The organism is Paraburkholderia sp. CNPSo 3281, from assembly GCF_024206515.1.
Classification (GTDB): Bacteria; Pseudomonadota; Gammaproteobacteria; order Burkholderiales; family Burkholderiaceae; genus Paraburkholderia; species Paraburkholderia nodosa.
On sequence record NZ_JAMBPS010000054.1, the window covers coordinates 36,215 to 51,845 of the forward strand.

At 63.0% G+C, this 15,631-nt stretch carries 12 protein-coding genes and 2 pseudogenes; 5 read left to right on the forward strand and 9 right to left on the reverse strand.

Features of this window, described 5'->3' with window-relative positions:
* Positions 1-45: 45 nt before the first annotated feature.
* A complete protein-coding gene (locus M3I56_RS33245) occupies positions 46-807 on the reverse strand; it encodes a basic amino acid ABC transporter substrate-binding protein (protein WP_375541831.1) in 762 nt (253 codons plus the stop codon).
* A 361-nt stretch (positions 808-1,168) separates the two neighbouring features.
* On the opposite strand from M3I56_RS33245, the pseudogene M3I56_RS41770 reads away from it, so the two are divergent.
* Positions 1,169-1,525, forward strand: a pseudogene (locus M3I56_RS41770) (ABC transporter permease); the annotation flags it as partial.
* Positions 1,526-1,654: 129 nt separating this feature from the next.
* Here M3I56_RS41770 and M3I56_RS41775 read toward each other — a convergent pair.
* The 7 genes and pseudogenes from M3I56_RS41775 to M3I56_RS33285 form a co-directional block, all read right to left on the reverse strand.
* A pseudogene (locus M3I56_RS41775) lies at positions 1,655-1,759 on the reverse strand (alpha/beta hydrolase); the annotation flags it as partial.
* Positions 1,760-1,785: 26 nt separating this feature from the next.
* Positions 1,786-3,054: an FAD-binding oxidoreductase gene (locus tag M3I56_RS33260; protein WP_254357609.1), complete on the reverse strand. Its 1,269-nt coding sequence runs from the start codon at positions 3,052-3,054 to the stop codon at positions 1,786-1,788.
* A 62-nt stretch (positions 3,055-3,116) separates the two neighbouring features.
* Positions 3,117-4,706, reverse strand: a complete 1,590-nt coding sequence (locus M3I56_RS33265; protein ID WP_254357610.1) for an amino acid permease — start codon at positions 4,704-4,706, stop codon at positions 3,117-3,119.
* A 256-nt stretch (positions 4,707-4,962) separates the two neighbouring features.
* Positions 4,963-6,198, reverse strand: a complete 1,236-nt coding sequence (locus tag M3I56_RS33270; RefSeq protein WP_254357611.1) for an aromatic ring-hydroxylating dioxygenase subunit alpha — start codon at positions 6,196-6,198, stop codon at positions 4,963-4,965.
* A 15-nt stretch (positions 6,199-6,213) separates the two neighbouring features.
* Entirely contained in the window at positions 6,214-7,203 is a 990-nt protein-coding gene (locus M3I56_RS33275; RefSeq protein ID WP_254357612.1) for a LysR substrate-binding domain-containing protein, read from the reverse strand.
* Positions 7,203-8,348, reverse strand: coding sequence for a porin (locus M3I56_RS33280; protein WP_375541832.1), 1,146 nt, complete (start codon positions 8,346-8,348; stop codon positions 7,203-7,205). The genes M3I56_RS33275 and M3I56_RS33280 overlap by 1 nt, the downstream gene beginning before the upstream one ends.
* A 24-nt stretch (positions 8,349-8,372) precedes the next feature.
* On the reverse strand, positions 8,373-9,818 hold the full coding sequence (locus M3I56_RS33285) for a cytosine permease (protein ID WP_254357613.1): 1,446 nt from the start codon (positions 9,816-9,818) through the stop codon (positions 8,373-8,375).
* Positions 9,819-10,216: 398 nt separating this feature from the next.
* On the opposite strand from M3I56_RS33285, the gene M3I56_RS33290 reads away from it, so the two are divergent.
* From M3I56_RS33290 to M3I56_RS33305, 4 genes are all read left to right on the forward strand, one after another.
* The gene (locus M3I56_RS33290) at positions 10,217-11,365 is read left to right on the forward strand and encodes an aromatic ring-hydroxylating dioxygenase subunit alpha (protein WP_254357614.1); all 1,149 of its coding nucleotides are present in this window, start codon (positions 10,217-10,219) and stop codon (positions 11,363-11,365) included.
* Positions 11,366-11,374: 9 nt separating this feature from the next.
* A complete protein-coding gene (locus M3I56_RS33295) occupies positions 11,375-12,835 on the forward strand; it encodes an NAD-dependent succinate-semialdehyde dehydrogenase (protein WP_254357615.1) in 1,461 nt (486 codons plus the stop codon).
* An 80-nt stretch (positions 12,836-12,915) separates the two neighbouring features.
* Positions 12,916-13,887 carry a PDR/VanB family oxidoreductase gene (locus tag M3I56_RS33300; protein WP_254357616.1) on the forward strand — a complete coding sequence of 324 codons (972 nt, stop codon included), beginning with the start codon at positions 12,916-12,918 and terminating at the stop codon, positions 13,885-13,887.
* A gap of 222 nt (positions 13,888-14,109) precedes the next feature.
* A complete protein-coding gene (locus tag M3I56_RS33305) occupies positions 14,110-15,207 on the forward strand; it encodes a PAS domain-containing protein (RefSeq protein WP_254357617.1) in 1,098 nt (365 codons plus the stop codon).
* A gap of 87 nt (positions 15,208-15,294) precedes the next feature.
* On the opposite strand, the gene M3I56_RS33310 is transcribed toward M3I56_RS33305, so the two are convergent.
* Positions 15,295-15,631, reverse strand: a 337-nt coding sequence (locus M3I56_RS33310; RefSeq protein WP_254357618.1) for an isocitrate/isopropylmalate family dehydrogenase, incomplete at its 5' end; no start/stop codon positions are given.

Consider the following 15,631-nt stretch of genomic DNA (forward strand, 5'->3'; position numbering starts at 1 on the left):
GGCTGAAGCGCGGGCGGGCCCGGCGCGCGCCGGGGCATCACGCCATTATTGCGGCTTGAAGTCCTGGTTGAACCACTTCTTGTAGATCACGTTGTAGCTGCCATCTGCGCGGATCGCAGCCAACCCGGCGTTAATCTTGTCCAGCAGGGCCTTGTCGCCCTTGCGGACGACGATTCCGTAGTATTCCTTGGGGAAATTCGCGTCTTCCACGGTCTTGAGGCCAGGATTCTGCGATACCCGGTACGCAATGACACCGTTGTCGCCAATTGCCGCGTCTACTCCACCTGAAGCCAGCTCGGAAATGATGAGCGGCGTGCTCTCGAAACGGCGGATATTCGGGTTGGTCTTGCCCACCTCACGGCTCATGACATCGTCAGCCGTGGAACCGCTCACCACGGAGACCTTCTTGCCATCCAGGTCCTTCAGCGACTTCACCGAACTGCTCTTCGGCACCGCGATCAACTGGCGCGCATCGAAATACGGCGCCGAGAAGTCAAAACTCTGCTTACGCTTGTCGTTGATCGTGACACCGGAGATGACCAGGTCCACGTCGCCATTGTTGAGCGACGCGAAGATGCTGGTGAACGGCGTGTTCACAATACGCAGTTTCATATGCTGCTGTCTGGCGATCGCATCGATGATGTCGATGTCAAAACCTACGATCTGCTTGTCCTTGTTTTCAAACGCGAACGGCGTATAGGTCGCGCTCGATGCCACAACCAGTTCGCGGTCTTCCGCGTGTGCGGCGACAGACCAGATAGCACAGGCGGCCACCGAGGCGGCAAGGGTGAGGAAGAATTTTTTCACAGCGTCGTCGCCCCGAGACAAGAAAAGTTGGAAAAGTATATAGCAATCCACTAAAAAGCCTACCAGCCAAAATTCGTCTACATACCGTGGTCGCGCGCCGCGCCGCCGCCCGCACTTTGGCGACCATCCGGCGCATCTTTGCCGAGCGGGCTGCGCTGAACATGGCATACGTCGCCGACGTAGATCGACCGGCGCGTGTCATTAGCATTCGACAATCCATTCGTAGTGCCACGCAGATCTACGTTCCTATAATTGCCCCGGAAGTCAGGCACTTTATCCAGACACACTTCAATGGCTCCTCGATTCCCGCATTCTGATACTTCGCATGCCTGCGCATGTTGCCATCTCGAGGTGAAAGGTTATGTCGCCAACCCTGGCTGACCGCTACGTGCAGGCCCTGCTGCAGACCCTGCTAATGGTGGGTGCATCCATGCTGATCGCGATCGTCGCTGGCATGCTGCTCGCGATCGTGCTCACAGTGAGCGCACCGGGCGGGCTTTATCCGCGACCGCTACTGCACAAGACGCTCTCGACCGCCATTAACATGTTCCGCGCGATCCCCTTCGTCATCCTGCTGGTCGCGCTGCTGCCCGTCACGCGCTTCATTGTCGGGACGACGCTGGGCGCGTGGGCCGCTGTCGTGCCGTTGAGCGCGAACCTGATTCCGTTCTTTGCGCGCATCGTCCAGGTCAATCTCGGCGGTGCGGAGCCAGGGCTGGAAATGCGCTATCGCTTCGACAAAAGCCTTATACAGTTGTGCAGTCTCGGGACAACTCTGCAGCGCACGCATGCAGCCATGCAGCAATCCGCGTCCGAGATGAAACTGCGCGGCAGCGCCTGCTGCATGCAACCGCTCGGCGTACACATTGCCATCGTCACGCAAGGGATCGAATTCGGCCGAGCAGCATGCCGATGGCCTCACGCACGGGCAACCCGGCCTCGAAGCAGGCATCGGGTCACGCGGAGCGAATATGAGGCTTAGTGGCGGTATGCGGCAAGCGCATCGCGCGCCTGGAAAGCACTGTACGTCAGTTGTGCGGCCGCGAGGCCCGCGAGACCGAAGGTGCGCGTCAGGCTGAATGCGGAAAAGCCTTCGGGCACCGGCACGCCCAGCGCCAACGCGTCGGCCAGCGTCTCGCCCGCGACCGTGGTGGGCGCCATGCCGTGGCCGCCGAATGCGATGGCATGCCAGACGCCGTCGGCGTCTCGACCGATTTGCGGCATCTTGTGCCGCGCGTAGCTCATCAAGCCACCCCAGGCGTGCTCGATCTTCACATCCGCCAGTTGCGGATACACGCGTGCGAGGTCGCGCTTGAGCAGGCGCGCGATGGCGTCCGGACCGCGGTCGAGCACCGAGATCCGGCCACCCCAAAGAATGCGCGTGTCCTTCAGCGGCCGGTAATAGTCGAACGCGAAGCGCGTGTCGTAGACCGCATAGGGCGCGTCGATCGCATCGGCAAGACGAGCGCCAAGCGGCTCGGTGGCGATCACGTAGGTCGCGATCGGCAATACCGCGCGCTCGATACGCGGTGCGACGCCGCGCGCATAACCGCCGCCGGCGAACACGACATCCTTCGCGGTGACGGTGCCGTGCGATGTGCGCACGACGAAGCCCGCGCCGTTCCGCTCGATCGCGCGCACCGGCGATCGTTCGTAGATTCGGGCGCCGCCCTGCGCAGCGGCGTTCGCAACGCCGAGCACGTACTTCAGCGGATGGAAATGAAAAGCGTTGGGCTCGAACAGGCCGCCGTGATAACGCGTGGTCTTCAACTGCGCGCGCAACGCGTCCTTGGTCACTGGCTCCCAGTCGACGCCAAAGTCGCGGTTCATCAGCGTGCGCGTTGTGTCGAGCCGCAACGGATCATCGAACCAGTTCGCGAGCACGACGCCACGATCGACGATCTCGCAATCGATTCCGTGGCGTGCGATGCGCGTGCGCATCAGCTCCACGGCGTCGACCGTGAGCTGGTACAGGGAGCGCGCCTGGCTGTGCCCGAGCGTGCGCAGCAGATCGGCATTGTCGAGGCTGTAACCGCCGAACACGAAGCCGCCGTTACGGCCCGACGCGCCAAAGCCCACGCGCTCGGCATCGAGCACGACAATGTCGCGCACGCCGCGCTCGACTAGCCCGAGCGCGGTATTCAGGCCGGCGAGGCCGCCGCCGACTATGCAGATTTGCGTATCTGTCGTGCTGGTCAGTTGCGGGTAGGACGGACGAGAGACGGTGGATTCGTAGTAATTGTTCATGCGATTACAGAATTTCGATGTGCGAAGGGAAAACAGGAGAATATCGACGTTGCAGCGCTGGATCACACGTCCGAAGCCGCCTTCACCTGATTCACCTGGCTGGCGATGCTGGCCGGATAGCCGGCGCTCAACGAAGTCTCGGAGGACGCCGCCATCTGGCGTTCAATCCACGGCGCGATCTCCATGTCTTCGTAGCGAACCAGCCGGCATCTGCGCACGATCGAGTAGCCCAACCAGACCACGAGAAAGAGCGGCAGGCCGATATAGGTCGCAGCCACGTCTACCCAGTCTATCTTATTGGCAAGCAAAGCCTGATAGTTCTGGCCGATCGTGACGACGGTACAAAGCACGGCGGCGAGAATCGGGCCGAACGGGAACCATTTCGCGCGATACGGCAATTGCTCGAGGCGATAGCCCTGCTTCAGGAATCCCTTGCGGAACCGATAATGGCTGACCGCGATGCCGAGCCACGTGATGAAGCCCGCCATTCCCGACAGATTCAGCAACCACAGGTACATCGTCTTGTCGCCATAGAGCGACGAGAGAAAGCACAGTGCCCCGACCGCGGTCGTCGCGTACAGTGCGTTGCGCGGCACGCCGCCCGGCGAAAGCTTCGCAAACAGCCGCGGCGCGCGGCCTTCCATGGCGAGGTTGTATAGCATGCGGGTCGACGCGTACATGCCGGAATTGCCGGCGGACAGCACGGCGGAGAGGATGACCGCATTCATCACGCCGGCCGCAAACGCAAGACCGGCACGCCGGAATACGAGCGTAAACGGACTCACGCCGATATCGGTCACGTCGCTTTTCAGCAGGTTGGGATCTGTATAGGGAACGAGCACGCCAATGACGAAAATCGCGAGCACGTAGAAAAGCAGGATGCGCCAGAAGATCTGTTTGACTGCACGCGGAATCGTCGCGCCCGGGTTTTCTGCTTCGCCCGCCGCGACGCCGATCATCTCCGTGCCCTGGAACGAAAAGCCCGCGATCATGGCGACGCCGAGCATCGCGCTCCAGCCGCCGGCAAACGGCGCGTCCTTGATCGTGAAGTTTTCCCAACCGTTGCTGGGCCCGCCTTGCAGGATGCCGAAAATCATCAGGAGACCGATCGCGATGAACGCAAGCACGGTCAGCACCTTGATCAACGCGAACCAGTACTCGGCCTCACCGAAGCCGCGAACCGACAACGCGTTGAACGAAAAAACCACGGCCAGAAAGAGCGCGCTCCACCACATGCCCGGCACGTGCGGGAACCAGTAGCCCATCACGAGTTGCGCCGCGACGAGTTCGACTGCGATCGTCACGGCCCAGCTATACCAGTAGTTCCAGCCGATGGCGAAACCGAAGCCCTCATCGACGAACTTTGCACCGTATGCGGCGAACGAGCCCGAAACTGGCATGAACGCCGCCATCTCGCCGAGGCTCGTCATCAGGAAATAGACCATCAGGCCGATCACCATGTACGAAAGGATCGCGCCTCCGGGGCCCGCCTGCGAAATCGATGCGCCCGTGGCCACGAACAGGCCTGTGCCAATGGAGCCGCCAATGGCGATCATGCGCAAGTGGCGCGCTTGCAGGCTGCGATGGAGTTTGGGCTTCCGGGGTCTCGAGCTGGATAGATTCTCAGAATGTTTGCCGGATTGTGAACGCATGACGTGCGTTGTCTCCATGTCGACTTTCAGAGGCGAAGCACGTCTGGCCTTCCCGCTACCCTCTTGCGGGATTCACGCACGGGACCGATCGACGTACGTGCCGTCTTCATTTTTTTGGGGTGACCGCACGCCTGAAACGAAGCGGCCGGGAATACGCCAGCGGTGTGCAGCACACACGCGACGCCGGACCGAGTATATGGATTGGGAAACGAAGGCTACAAACGATATTTAAGAACTAATTGATGCACTTTTTTCATCAAGCCTGCGAAATCGCCAACCGTGCTCCCTTTACATAGGCCGCCAGCTTCCGCGCGTACCAGTTGGTGAAGTTGGTCAGCATGAACTCCGAAGGCGCATAGGGCCCCGGCGCGTAAGCCTTCGAACTTGTGCCGCGCTGATTGTGCATCACCAGCGTGGCATCCTGCTCGTTCGTCGCGCGCCATATCTGTGTGAGCGTCTCTACGTCGTAATCCACGCCTTCTACGGCATCCTCGTGCACGAGCCAGGTCGTCTTGAGCGCCGTCTGCGTGGCGGACAAGGGCAGCACACGAAAATGGATGATATGGTCCGAGAGGAAGTGGTTCCAGTTGTTCGGAACCCTGAACATCCGCACCGAGCCGAGATCGGGCTCGGTCAGGCCGCCCAGCAGCCTCTTGCACGCAGGGCGGCCGTCGGCGGTGAACGAGACCGCGCCGCGATGGAACGGCAAGCGGATGCAGCGGAATTCCGTCCCACCGTCCGCGGGCAAATGCGGCAACGCGAGACGCTCCCAGAGCGCCGTCTTTTCCTGCATCAGGAGCTGGAAATCGCGGTTCGCGCGCGGGTCGTCCGGCAGCGCGAATTCAATCAGCGTGGCGAGCAGTTCCGGGTGGCTTCCCACGCAGTGATAGCACTCGCGATTGTTCTCGATCACGAGTTTCCAGTTCGCCTCTTCCACGATCGTCATGGAAAACGCGACCTTGGTGCGATCCGGCCGGTGCGGCGCGATATATGGCGTGACCGCCGCCTTGAAGCGTGCGATGTCGGGTGGCGTGTCGGCAATGCAGACATAAACCATTCCGCAGATGACTTCGACATGAACCGGCCGCAGGCCATGGGTGCCACGATCGAAACCGGCGGGCATCTGGCGCGCGCTCAGCAAGCTGCCGTCGAGTTCATAGACCCACTGATGGTACGGACAGACCAGCCGCTTCGCATGCCCCGCTGGCTCGGTGCAGAGGACCGAACCGCGATGGCGGCAGGTGTTGAAGAACGCACCGACGTCGCCGCCCTTCCCGCGCAGCACGACCACCGAGGTCTTGCCGATATCGAGCGTGACGTAGTCGCCTTCGCGCGGAATTTCGGCCACGTTGCACGCGAACAGCCATTCGTTCGAGAAGACCGCCTCGATGTCGAGTTCGTGCATTGCAGGGTCCGTATAGAAGTCACCTGCGAGGCTGTAGCCTTCGCGCCGCGCCTCGAGCAACGATCGAACATGCGCAAAATCGATCACGCCAAACACTCCTTTTTAGTCGGATTCCACGAACCGTTCGCTTGCACCCACATCGCGCCAGGTGTTGTCGGCAATGTCCGGCACCGGCGGCGCACCGCCGAACCCGGCCTGTGCAAACGTTTCGACCAGAAAGTCCACGCACACTTTCACTTTCGCCGACTGCGCGAGCCGCTCCGGAAACACCGCCCACACATTGGCGGGCTGCGTGACGTCGGGCAATACGCGCTGCAGCCGCCCTTCGTCCAGCAGCGGCCCCACGTCCCAGATCGAGCGCAACACGATGCCGCGCCCGGCCAGCGCCCATTGCACTGCAGCTTCGCCGTGATTCGTCGAAAGCGGGCCCGTCACCTTCACGGCAGTCGTCTTGCCACCCGCATCGAGCCGCCAGACGCCGAACGGATGATCACGCTCCTTGATCGCCAGGCAAGCGTGCGACTCCAGCTCCGCGATGGTCTGCGGCGAGCCATGTTGCGCGAGGTACGAGGGCGCGGCGCAAAGCACCCGGTAGTTCGTCGCGAGCCGCTTCGTGATCAGATGGCCCGCGATGTCGTCGCCGATGCGCACATCGAGATCGAAGCCCTCGCCCACCACATCGATTACACGGTCGAACAGATCGAGCTGCACGTTCAGTTGCTGATACCGGTCCGACAACGCCGCCAGCGCCGGCGCGACGAACTTGCGCCCAAAGCCGAAGCTGCTCGACACGCGCAACGTGCCGCGCGGAATGCGCCGCGTGCTGGAGACGTCCTCGACGAGCTGGTCCACGTCGTCGAGGATTTTCTCGGCCCAGGAAAAAACGCGCTCGCCCGCCGCTGTCATCGCCACGCGGCGCGTCGAGCGATGCAGCAAACGCGTGCCGAGCCGCGCTTCGAGTATCCCGACGCGCTTGCTCACGTATGCCGCCGAGGCGCAAAGCGCGTCGGCGGCCGCACTAAAGCTCGACTTGCGGGCGACCGTGCAGAAGACCCGCAGGTCGTCCAGCTCGGGGGTGGTAGCTGCTTTCATTAGAACGTATGGCGCATGCCGATGCGCACATCGGCCTGCGTGGTCGTGGAAGAGGGCGTGAAGCTGTAGCCGATCACCGCATCCACGCCTTCCGACGCCTTCAGCCAGTCGCCCGAGATATAGACGTCGGTGCTCTTCGAAAGCAGGTAGTGCATCGCCGCCGAGAGCTGATTCCAGTGGTGGCCGTCGAAGTGCGTGTACTGGTAGCCGCCCACGAGACTCGCCGCGGGCGTGATCTGCCAGTTCGCGCCGCCCTCGGCGACCTGCATGTGCTCGCTCTCGCCGAACGCCTTGATCTGCGTGTACGTGAACGCGCCCATCAGCGTGACCTTGTCAAGTGCGTAGCTCGCGCCTACGCCGAAGGCACCCTGCTTGTCCACCGGGAAAGGCGTGTTTGCATAGAGCGAGCTGACGGCGCCCGTGGCGGGATCGACGCTCACGGTCGGCCTGCCGAAGAACGTGCGCACGCCGATCATGTTGTATGGGTCGAACGCGTAGATGCCCGACGGGTTGTTCAACTGCGTATAGGCCGTGCCCATCGAGAACGCGCCGTGCTGATACTGCGCGCCCACGCTCCACGCGCTGCCCGTGTGGAAGTCCCCCGGCGTATTGCTGAACGAGTACATGCCGCCGAACTGGAAGCCTCCGAACGTGTTCGACACGAACTTCACGGCGTTCGGCAGATGGTCGCCGTTCATGCGGTCGAAGTCGCCCTGGTTGATCGCATAGCCACTCGCCCATGACGAGGCGTTGTACAAGTAGACGAACTCCTGCGTCATGTCGATCTGGTTGCCGAACGTGAGCGTACCCCAGTCGTTTTGCAGACCTACATAAGCCTGGCGACCGAAAAGCGATCCTCCGTTCGTGAGCTGCCCGCTGCCAATGTGAAAGCCGCTCTCCAGCTTGAAGACGGCCTTCAGGCCGCCGCCCAGATCCTCGGTGCCTTTCAGGCCCCAGCGGTTTCCATACGAAACGCCGTCGTCGAACTTCACCTGATACGAACCGCCAGCGTTGCTCACGTAGGTAACGCCCGCGTCGAGCACGCCGTAGAGCGTGACGCTACTTTGTGCACGGGCTGCCACCGGAAGCATGGCGAGCGCGAGCGCAGCCTGCGCGGCAAACCGCATTGTGTTCATCGATTTCATGTTGTCGTCGCTGTTGTGGCGCAATCAGTTCAGGCCGCGGTCGGCTTCGCGCACGAGTTGGCGTTCTTTTTCAATGTCGAGCGAGCGGCAGGTCCACAGATAGACCAGCGCGGCGACAGGCAGGCCCACGAGCATCGCGATGTCGGTGCCGCCAAGCGCATTGGCGACCGGGCCGGTGTAAAGCTCCGTCTTGAAGAACGGGATCATCGCGACGAAGCCTGCCGCGTAGGCGGTCAGGCCGCGCCAGTTCCAGCGGCCGTAGATGCCGCGTGGGTTGAATATCTCGCGCACCGAGTAATGCGAGTGGCGCACGATGAAGAAGTCGACCAGGTTGATCGCGGTCCACGGCGTGAACAGGTAGCCGAGAATGCCGAGAAAATCGCCGAACTTGCCCATGAAGTTGTCCGACGCCGCGAACGCGAGCGATGTCGCCGTGAGGGCTACCACGATCAGGCTCAGCACGCGCTTGGTCGCGTTCGATTTGAGCGGCTTGAACGAGTCGGTGATGCTGAGCAACGTGAGCGAGGCGCCGTAGAAGTTCAGGCCGGTAATGGCGAGCAGCCCCAGCAGCGAAAGCAGCAGCGTCACCGTGCCAAAGCCCGGAAAGATCATGTCGCCCGCGCGCTGGACCGCATCGGAAATCTCGATCTTCGCGTTGAGCGCCGCCGCCGCGGTGCCCACCAGCATCATCCAGACGCCACCGATGAACGCGCCAAGGAAGGTCCACCAGAAGGTGGCACGCACACCGGTATTGGGCGGAAGATATCGCGAGTAGTCCGAAACGTAGATCGACCACGAAAGCTGATAAGCCGCCGCCGAGAAGAGCTGCACGAGGAACGGCGTGGTCTTGAAGCCGGCGAGGCTCAACTGGCCCGCGGGGAACGGCACCTTCACGCACATGCCGATACTGAAGATCGTGAGCGCCGCGAGCAGCGCGAACGCGAGCCAGCGCTGCGCCTTGTGGATCAGGTCATAGCCGAATACTGCGAGTGCGACCGCAATCACGGTGAAGACGATGTAGCTCAGATGCGGTTCGGTACCGAGCAGATGATGCGCGGTCTGCCCCGCCATCAGCTGGTTGAACGAGTTGTAGCCGATATAGGTGACGAGCGCGACCACCCACACGAGCAACGCGCCCATGTAGCCGAACTGCGGGCGCGACTGGATCATCTGAGGCAGCCCGAGCTGCGGCCCCTGGCTCGAATGGAACGCCATGAAGAAGGTGCCGAGCACGTTGCCGAGCACGATGGCGATCGCGCTCCACAGCAGGTTGCCGCCCATGCTGATGCCGATCGCGCCGGCCGCGATGGTCGCGAGGTTGGCATCGCCCGTGAACCATACGGGCCACAGATGCCACGCCCGGCCCTTGCGTTCGGCGAGCGGCACGTAGTCGATCGAGCGTGATTCGATACGCGATTTGGCGCGCGACGGCTCATTGGCCAGCGCTTCGGCTATTGCCTCTTGGGACATGTCTCCTCCAGTTGTGGGGTGGCTCGCGCGGCCCGGCATGACGCGGCTGCGCTTCCCACGCCGGCCCCGATACCAGAGGTTCCAGTTTCCAGACACGGCGCGGTTATCCTGCGGTTAATCTAAAACCTTCAGTTAACAATGGTACGCACCGCAGAGGGTTTCGTCGCACTATCGCATCCTCCTATTGACGTCCGCGAAGAAATCGATTTGCTTTGCCAAACGTCAATGAACGTTGATTTATAAGAACAAGAATACGGCATATGCATCAACGAAAGAGGCGCCTCCGTCAGCGTCGAGGGATAACCCTGATCCACTGCCGTCGAAATTTCACTTATATTTTCGTTAACCTTTAGTTTCATCGTAACTGATAGTTAACCAACCCCAGTACGGCGGACACCATGACCTACCTCCCGATCGAATTCCACAAGAAACCCGAACAGCCGAAACTGCCGGCCGACTTCTGCGCCAACCCGGAACTCGCCTGGACCATCCCGGCGAGCTACTACACCTCCGAGGCGGTGTACAAGGCGGAAGAACAGAAGATCTTCGAGAACGCGTGGATCTGCGTCGCGCACCGCAGCGAACTGGCCGAAACGAACGCCTACGTGACGCGCGAGGTGGTCGGCGAAAACATTCTGCTCGTGCGCGGCAAGGACAGCGTCCTGCGCGCGTTCTATAACGTCTGCCCGCACCGCGGCCACCAGCTGCTCGAAGGCAGCGGCAAGGCGAAGAACGTCATCACCTGCCCGTACCACGCCTGGGCGTTCAAGCTCGACGGCGCGCTCGCGCACGCCAACAACTGCGATCACGTGGAGTCGTTCGACAAGGAGAACTCCACGCTCGTGCCGGTGCGCGTGGAGGAATATGCGGGCTTCGTGTTCATCAACCTGAACCCGGACGCACAAGGCGTGGAGGCGCAGCTGCCCGGCCTCGAAGCCAGCCTGCGCCGCGCCTGCCCGGTGATCGACGACCTCAAGCTGGCTGCCCGCTTCGTGACCGAAACGCCGGCCAACTGGAAGTCGATCGTCGATAACTATCTGGAGTGCTACCACTGCGGCCCGGCTCACCCCGGCTTCTCGGACTCCGTGAAGATCGACCAGTACACGCACTCTCTGCACGGCAACTGGACGGTGCAATTCGGTCATGCGCAGTCGTCGGAGCGCTCGTTCAAGCTCGATCCGTCCGTGAAGGACCCGAGCTTCAGCGGCTACTGGGCGTGGCCGTGCACGATGTTCAACGTGCCGCCGGGCAGCGACTTCATGACGGTCATCTACGAATTCCCGATGAGCGCCGAAGTCACGCTCCAGCACTACGACATCTACTTCCTGAACGACGAGCCGACCGAAGAGCAGCAAAAGCTGATCGAGTGGTATCGCACCGTGTTCCGCCCGGAAGACCTGCGCCTCGTGGAAAGCGTGCAGAAAGGCTTGAAGTCGCGCGGCTATCGCGGCCAGGGCCGCATCATGGTCGACAAGCAACGTAGCGGCATCAGCGAGCACGGCATCGCGCACTTCCACAATCTGCTCGCGCAGCAGTATCAGGACTAAGAGGCCAGCATGACGAACCTTCAACATCCCGGCCTGCTGCGTGAGCAGGCCTATATCGACGGCCAGTGGCGCGGCGCCGACGACGGCGCCACGCTCGAGGTCCACAACCCCTCCACGGGCGAGCGCATTGCGAACGTGCCGAACATGGGCGCGCCGGAAGCCCGCGCGGCCATCGAGGCCGCGCACCGCGCCTTCCCCGCGTGGCGAGCCACCTCCGCGAAGGAGCGCGCGCGCCTGTTGCGCAACTGGTTCGAGCTCATCATGGCGAACCAGGAAACGCTGGCCCAGATCATGACGCGCGAGCAAGGCAAGCCGCTCGCGGAAGCACACGGCGAGATCGGCTACGCGGCCTCGTTCATCGAGTGGTTCGCCGAGCAGGGCAAGCGCATCGACGGCGACGTGATCCCGAGCCCGAACCCGGACCAGCGCCTCGTCGTGACGAAAGAGCCGATCGGCGTGTGCGCCGCCATCACGCCGTGGAATTTCCCGGCCGCGATGATCACGCGCAAGGCCGCCCCGGCGCTGGCCGCCGGCTGCACCATCGTCATCAAGCCCGCCAACGAGACGCCGCTTTCCGCGTTCGCACTCGCGGCACTGGCAGAACAGGCCGGCATTCCGGCCGGCGTGATCAACATCGTCACGGGCAAGTCGCGCGAGATCGGCCTCGAAATGACGTCGAGCCCGCTCGTCAAGAAGCTCACGTTCACGGGCTCGACCGAAGTGGGCCGCCTCCTGATGCGCCAGTGCTCGGACACGGTCAAGAAGGTCTCGCTGGAGCTGGGCGGCAACGCGCCGTTCATCGTGTTCGACGATGCGGATCTGGACGCCGCCATCGAAGGCGCCCTGCTCTCGAAGTACCGCAACGCCGGCCAGACCTGCGTGTGCGCGAACCGCTTCTACGTGCACGATTCGGTGTACGACGAGTTCTGCCGTCGCTTTGCTGAGCGCGTGAGCGCCTTCGAGGTGGACGACGGTTTCGCCGAAGGCGTGAACATCGGCCCGCTCATTACCGAAGCCGCGCGCGACAAGGTCGACGGCCTCGTGCGCGACGCCGTGGCACAAGGCGCACGCGTGGTCACGGGCGGCGCGCCGCATGCACGCGGCGGCAACTTCTACGCGCCCACCGTGCTCGCCGACGCGAAGCCCGGCATGGCCGTGCTCGCCGAGGAAATCTTCGGACCGGTCGCGCCCATCGTGCGCTTTTCGAGCGACGCCGAAGTCGTGCAGCTCGCGAACGATTCGATCTATGGCCTCGCCGCGTACTTCTACAGCCGCGACATCGGCCGCATCTGGCGCGTGGCCGAGCAGCTCGAGTACGGCATCGTCGGTATCAACACGGGCCTGATCTCCAACGAGGTCGCGCCGTTCGGCGGCGTGAAGCAGTCCGGCATCGGCCGCGAAGGCTCGAAGTACGGGATCGAAGACTATCTGTCGATCAAGTACCTCTGCATGGCGGGTGTCACGCGCTAAGGCGGGCGCCCAGCTTCGAGCGGATGCGGGCCGTGCCGCATCCGCTGCTTTTTCCGGATTCAGAAGTCAAGGAAGTCAACATGAACGCCCGCGAATCGATCACTGTCGACGTCGTCGCCGTCGAACAACTCACTCCGCTCATCAAGCGCTTCACGCTCGCGCTGCCCGATGGCGCCCCGCTGCCCGAATTCAGCGGCGGCGCCCACGTGCTCGTCTCGATGCAGGACGGCGAGCAGTGGCACCACAATGCGTATTCGCTCCTGAGCTCGCCGCACGACACGCGCCAGTATCAGATCGCCGTGCGCCGCGAAGAGGCTTCGCGCGGCGGCTCCGCCTTCATGCACGACAAGGTCGAGGCAGGCACGCGGCTCGCGATCGGTTCACCCGCCAATCTGTTCGAACTCGCGAAAGACACCAACGGCCCCAAGCGCCACGTGTTCATCGCGGGGGGCATCGGCATTACGCCTTTTCTCGCGCAGCTGGCCGAGCATCGCCCCGAGGATATCGAGCTGGAACTGCACTACGCGTACCGCAGCCCCGAGCACGGCGCCTTCGTCGACGAACTGAAGACCGGCCCGCACGCGGCCAACGTGCACTGCTATGTCGACAGCGAAGGCCAGAAGCTCGATCTCTTCAAGCTTTTCCATCATCTGCCCGGCGACGCGCATGTCTACGTCTGCGGCCCGCAAGGCCTCAACGACGCGGTCTACGCGAACGCCGCGCTGCTGGGCTGGCCGAAGGCGCAACTGCACTCGGAGCAGTTCGCCGCGACGGACACGGGCGGCAAGGCATTCACGGTCGTACTGGCGAAGTCCGGCATCGAACTCGAAGTGGGCGAAGACGAGAGCATCCTCAAGGCCATCGAGCGCGCGGGCGTGACGGTGGAGTCGCTGTGCCGCGAAGGCGTGTGCGGCACCTGCGAAGTCCCCATCCTCGAAGGCGAGGCGGATCACCGCGACCAATATCTGGACGACGACGAGAAAGCCGCGCAAAAGACCATTTTGCTGTGCGTGTCGCGAGCACGCACGCCGCGCCTCGTGATCGACCTCTAGGCCGGCTGCGTATGCGGGACACCATGAGTCGTCCGTCCGGCACGGCCCGCTTGCCGATCCGTTAAACTACCGGGAGTTATGGAGCGGACGAAACGTCCGGGCCGCGCGCCCGATTCATCAGAGGCGGCATATGCCCGGCCCCGATCGGCGGCCATGGAGTGTATGCCGCCCTTTTGCGCTTGATTCTTTCGACCGCGCCAGATTCGTCACAGAGGGAATTGGATGTCCGAGGATACGTTCGCGTTCCGTCTGAAAGTGCTGCTCGAGCACAAGAAGCTGAACCTCCAGCAAGTCGCCGACGCCGTCGGCATTTCACGCCCCGCCGTGCACAAGTGGACGCGCGGCGGCGAGATCGACTATTCGAACCTGCGCCGCCTCGCCGCGTTTCTCGACGTGAACTGGGTCTGGCTGCGCTACGGCGACGAAGCCGTGAAAGACCTCGGCATCGTGGGCAATATCGAGCTGCCGATGACCGATCTGCGCCGCCGCTACACCGCCGAGATCATGTCGAACGAGGCGCGCATGAAGCAGGCGCAGGAACTGGCGGGCATCGTGACGTGGGAATGGAATCTCGTCACCGACGAGCTGATCTATTCGAGCAACTGCGCGAAGCTTTATGGCCGCGAGATTCACAGCAACGCCGAATTCTGGGAAATCCTCCATCCTGAGGATTCGATCTGGCTGAACGACGCGACGCTTAGGGAGCTGGTCGCGAGCACGGCGCCGCGCGTCTGGGACTTCCGCATCATCTTGCCGGACGGGCAAACCCGCTGGATCGAGTCGCGCGTCGCCACGCTGCTGGACGACGCGGCGCGCCCAGTGCGCGTGGTGGGCACCACCATCGACATCAGTGCGCGCAAGGAAGTGGAATCCGCAGAGCAACGGCGCCTGCAGCTGCTCAACGATGCCGCTCGGATTGCGGGCTTCGGCGCCTGGCGCTGGCTGCGGGCGCAGGACGAGCTGATCGTTTCGGACGAATGGTGCCGTCTGTTCGGCGTCGATCCGGGGCACGCGCCGCGCCATTACGTCGAACTTTCGCGGCACATTCATTCGGACGACCGCGCGGCGCGCGAAGCGGCCGTGAACGAAGCGCTCGCGCACCGCGCCGACTATCGCGTGCTGTATCGGGCGGCGCTGCCCGACGATACGTGGCGGCTGGTGGTGGAGCAAGGCTACGCGCGCGTGGCACCGCATGGCGAGGATGTGTGGCTCACGGCGCTGTGCCGCGCCGCGCAGCCTGCCGACATGGCGGCAGGCGCCTCTGCGGCTGCCCAGCCGGGCGCGGAAGAAAACGCGGCCACCGGAGCCGCGCCGCACTGAGTGCTGCGCAATCCTGCGCTGAATTCAAGTGTGAAAAGCTCGTGAGAAGTGCGGGGTGTCCCGCAGGAACACCCCGAGCCTTTGCGCTTAAAGCGCAGCGGCGACTGCCCTGCCGATCTCGGTCGTGTTCGCCGTGCCGCCCATGTCGGGTGTGCGCGGGCCTTCCACCAGCACGTTCTCGATGGCCTGCATGATCGCGTCGTGCGCGGCCTTGTATTGCGCGTCGCCGTTGCCGAGGAAGTCCAGCATCATCGCGCCCGACCAGATCATCGCGATGGGGTTGGCGATCTGCTTGCCGAAGATGTCGGGCGCCGAGCCGTGCACAGGCTCGAACAGCGACGGAAACTTGCGCTCGGGATTCAGGTTCGCCGAAGCCGCCAGACCGATCGTGCCCGTGCATGCGGGGCCGAGATCCGAAAGAATG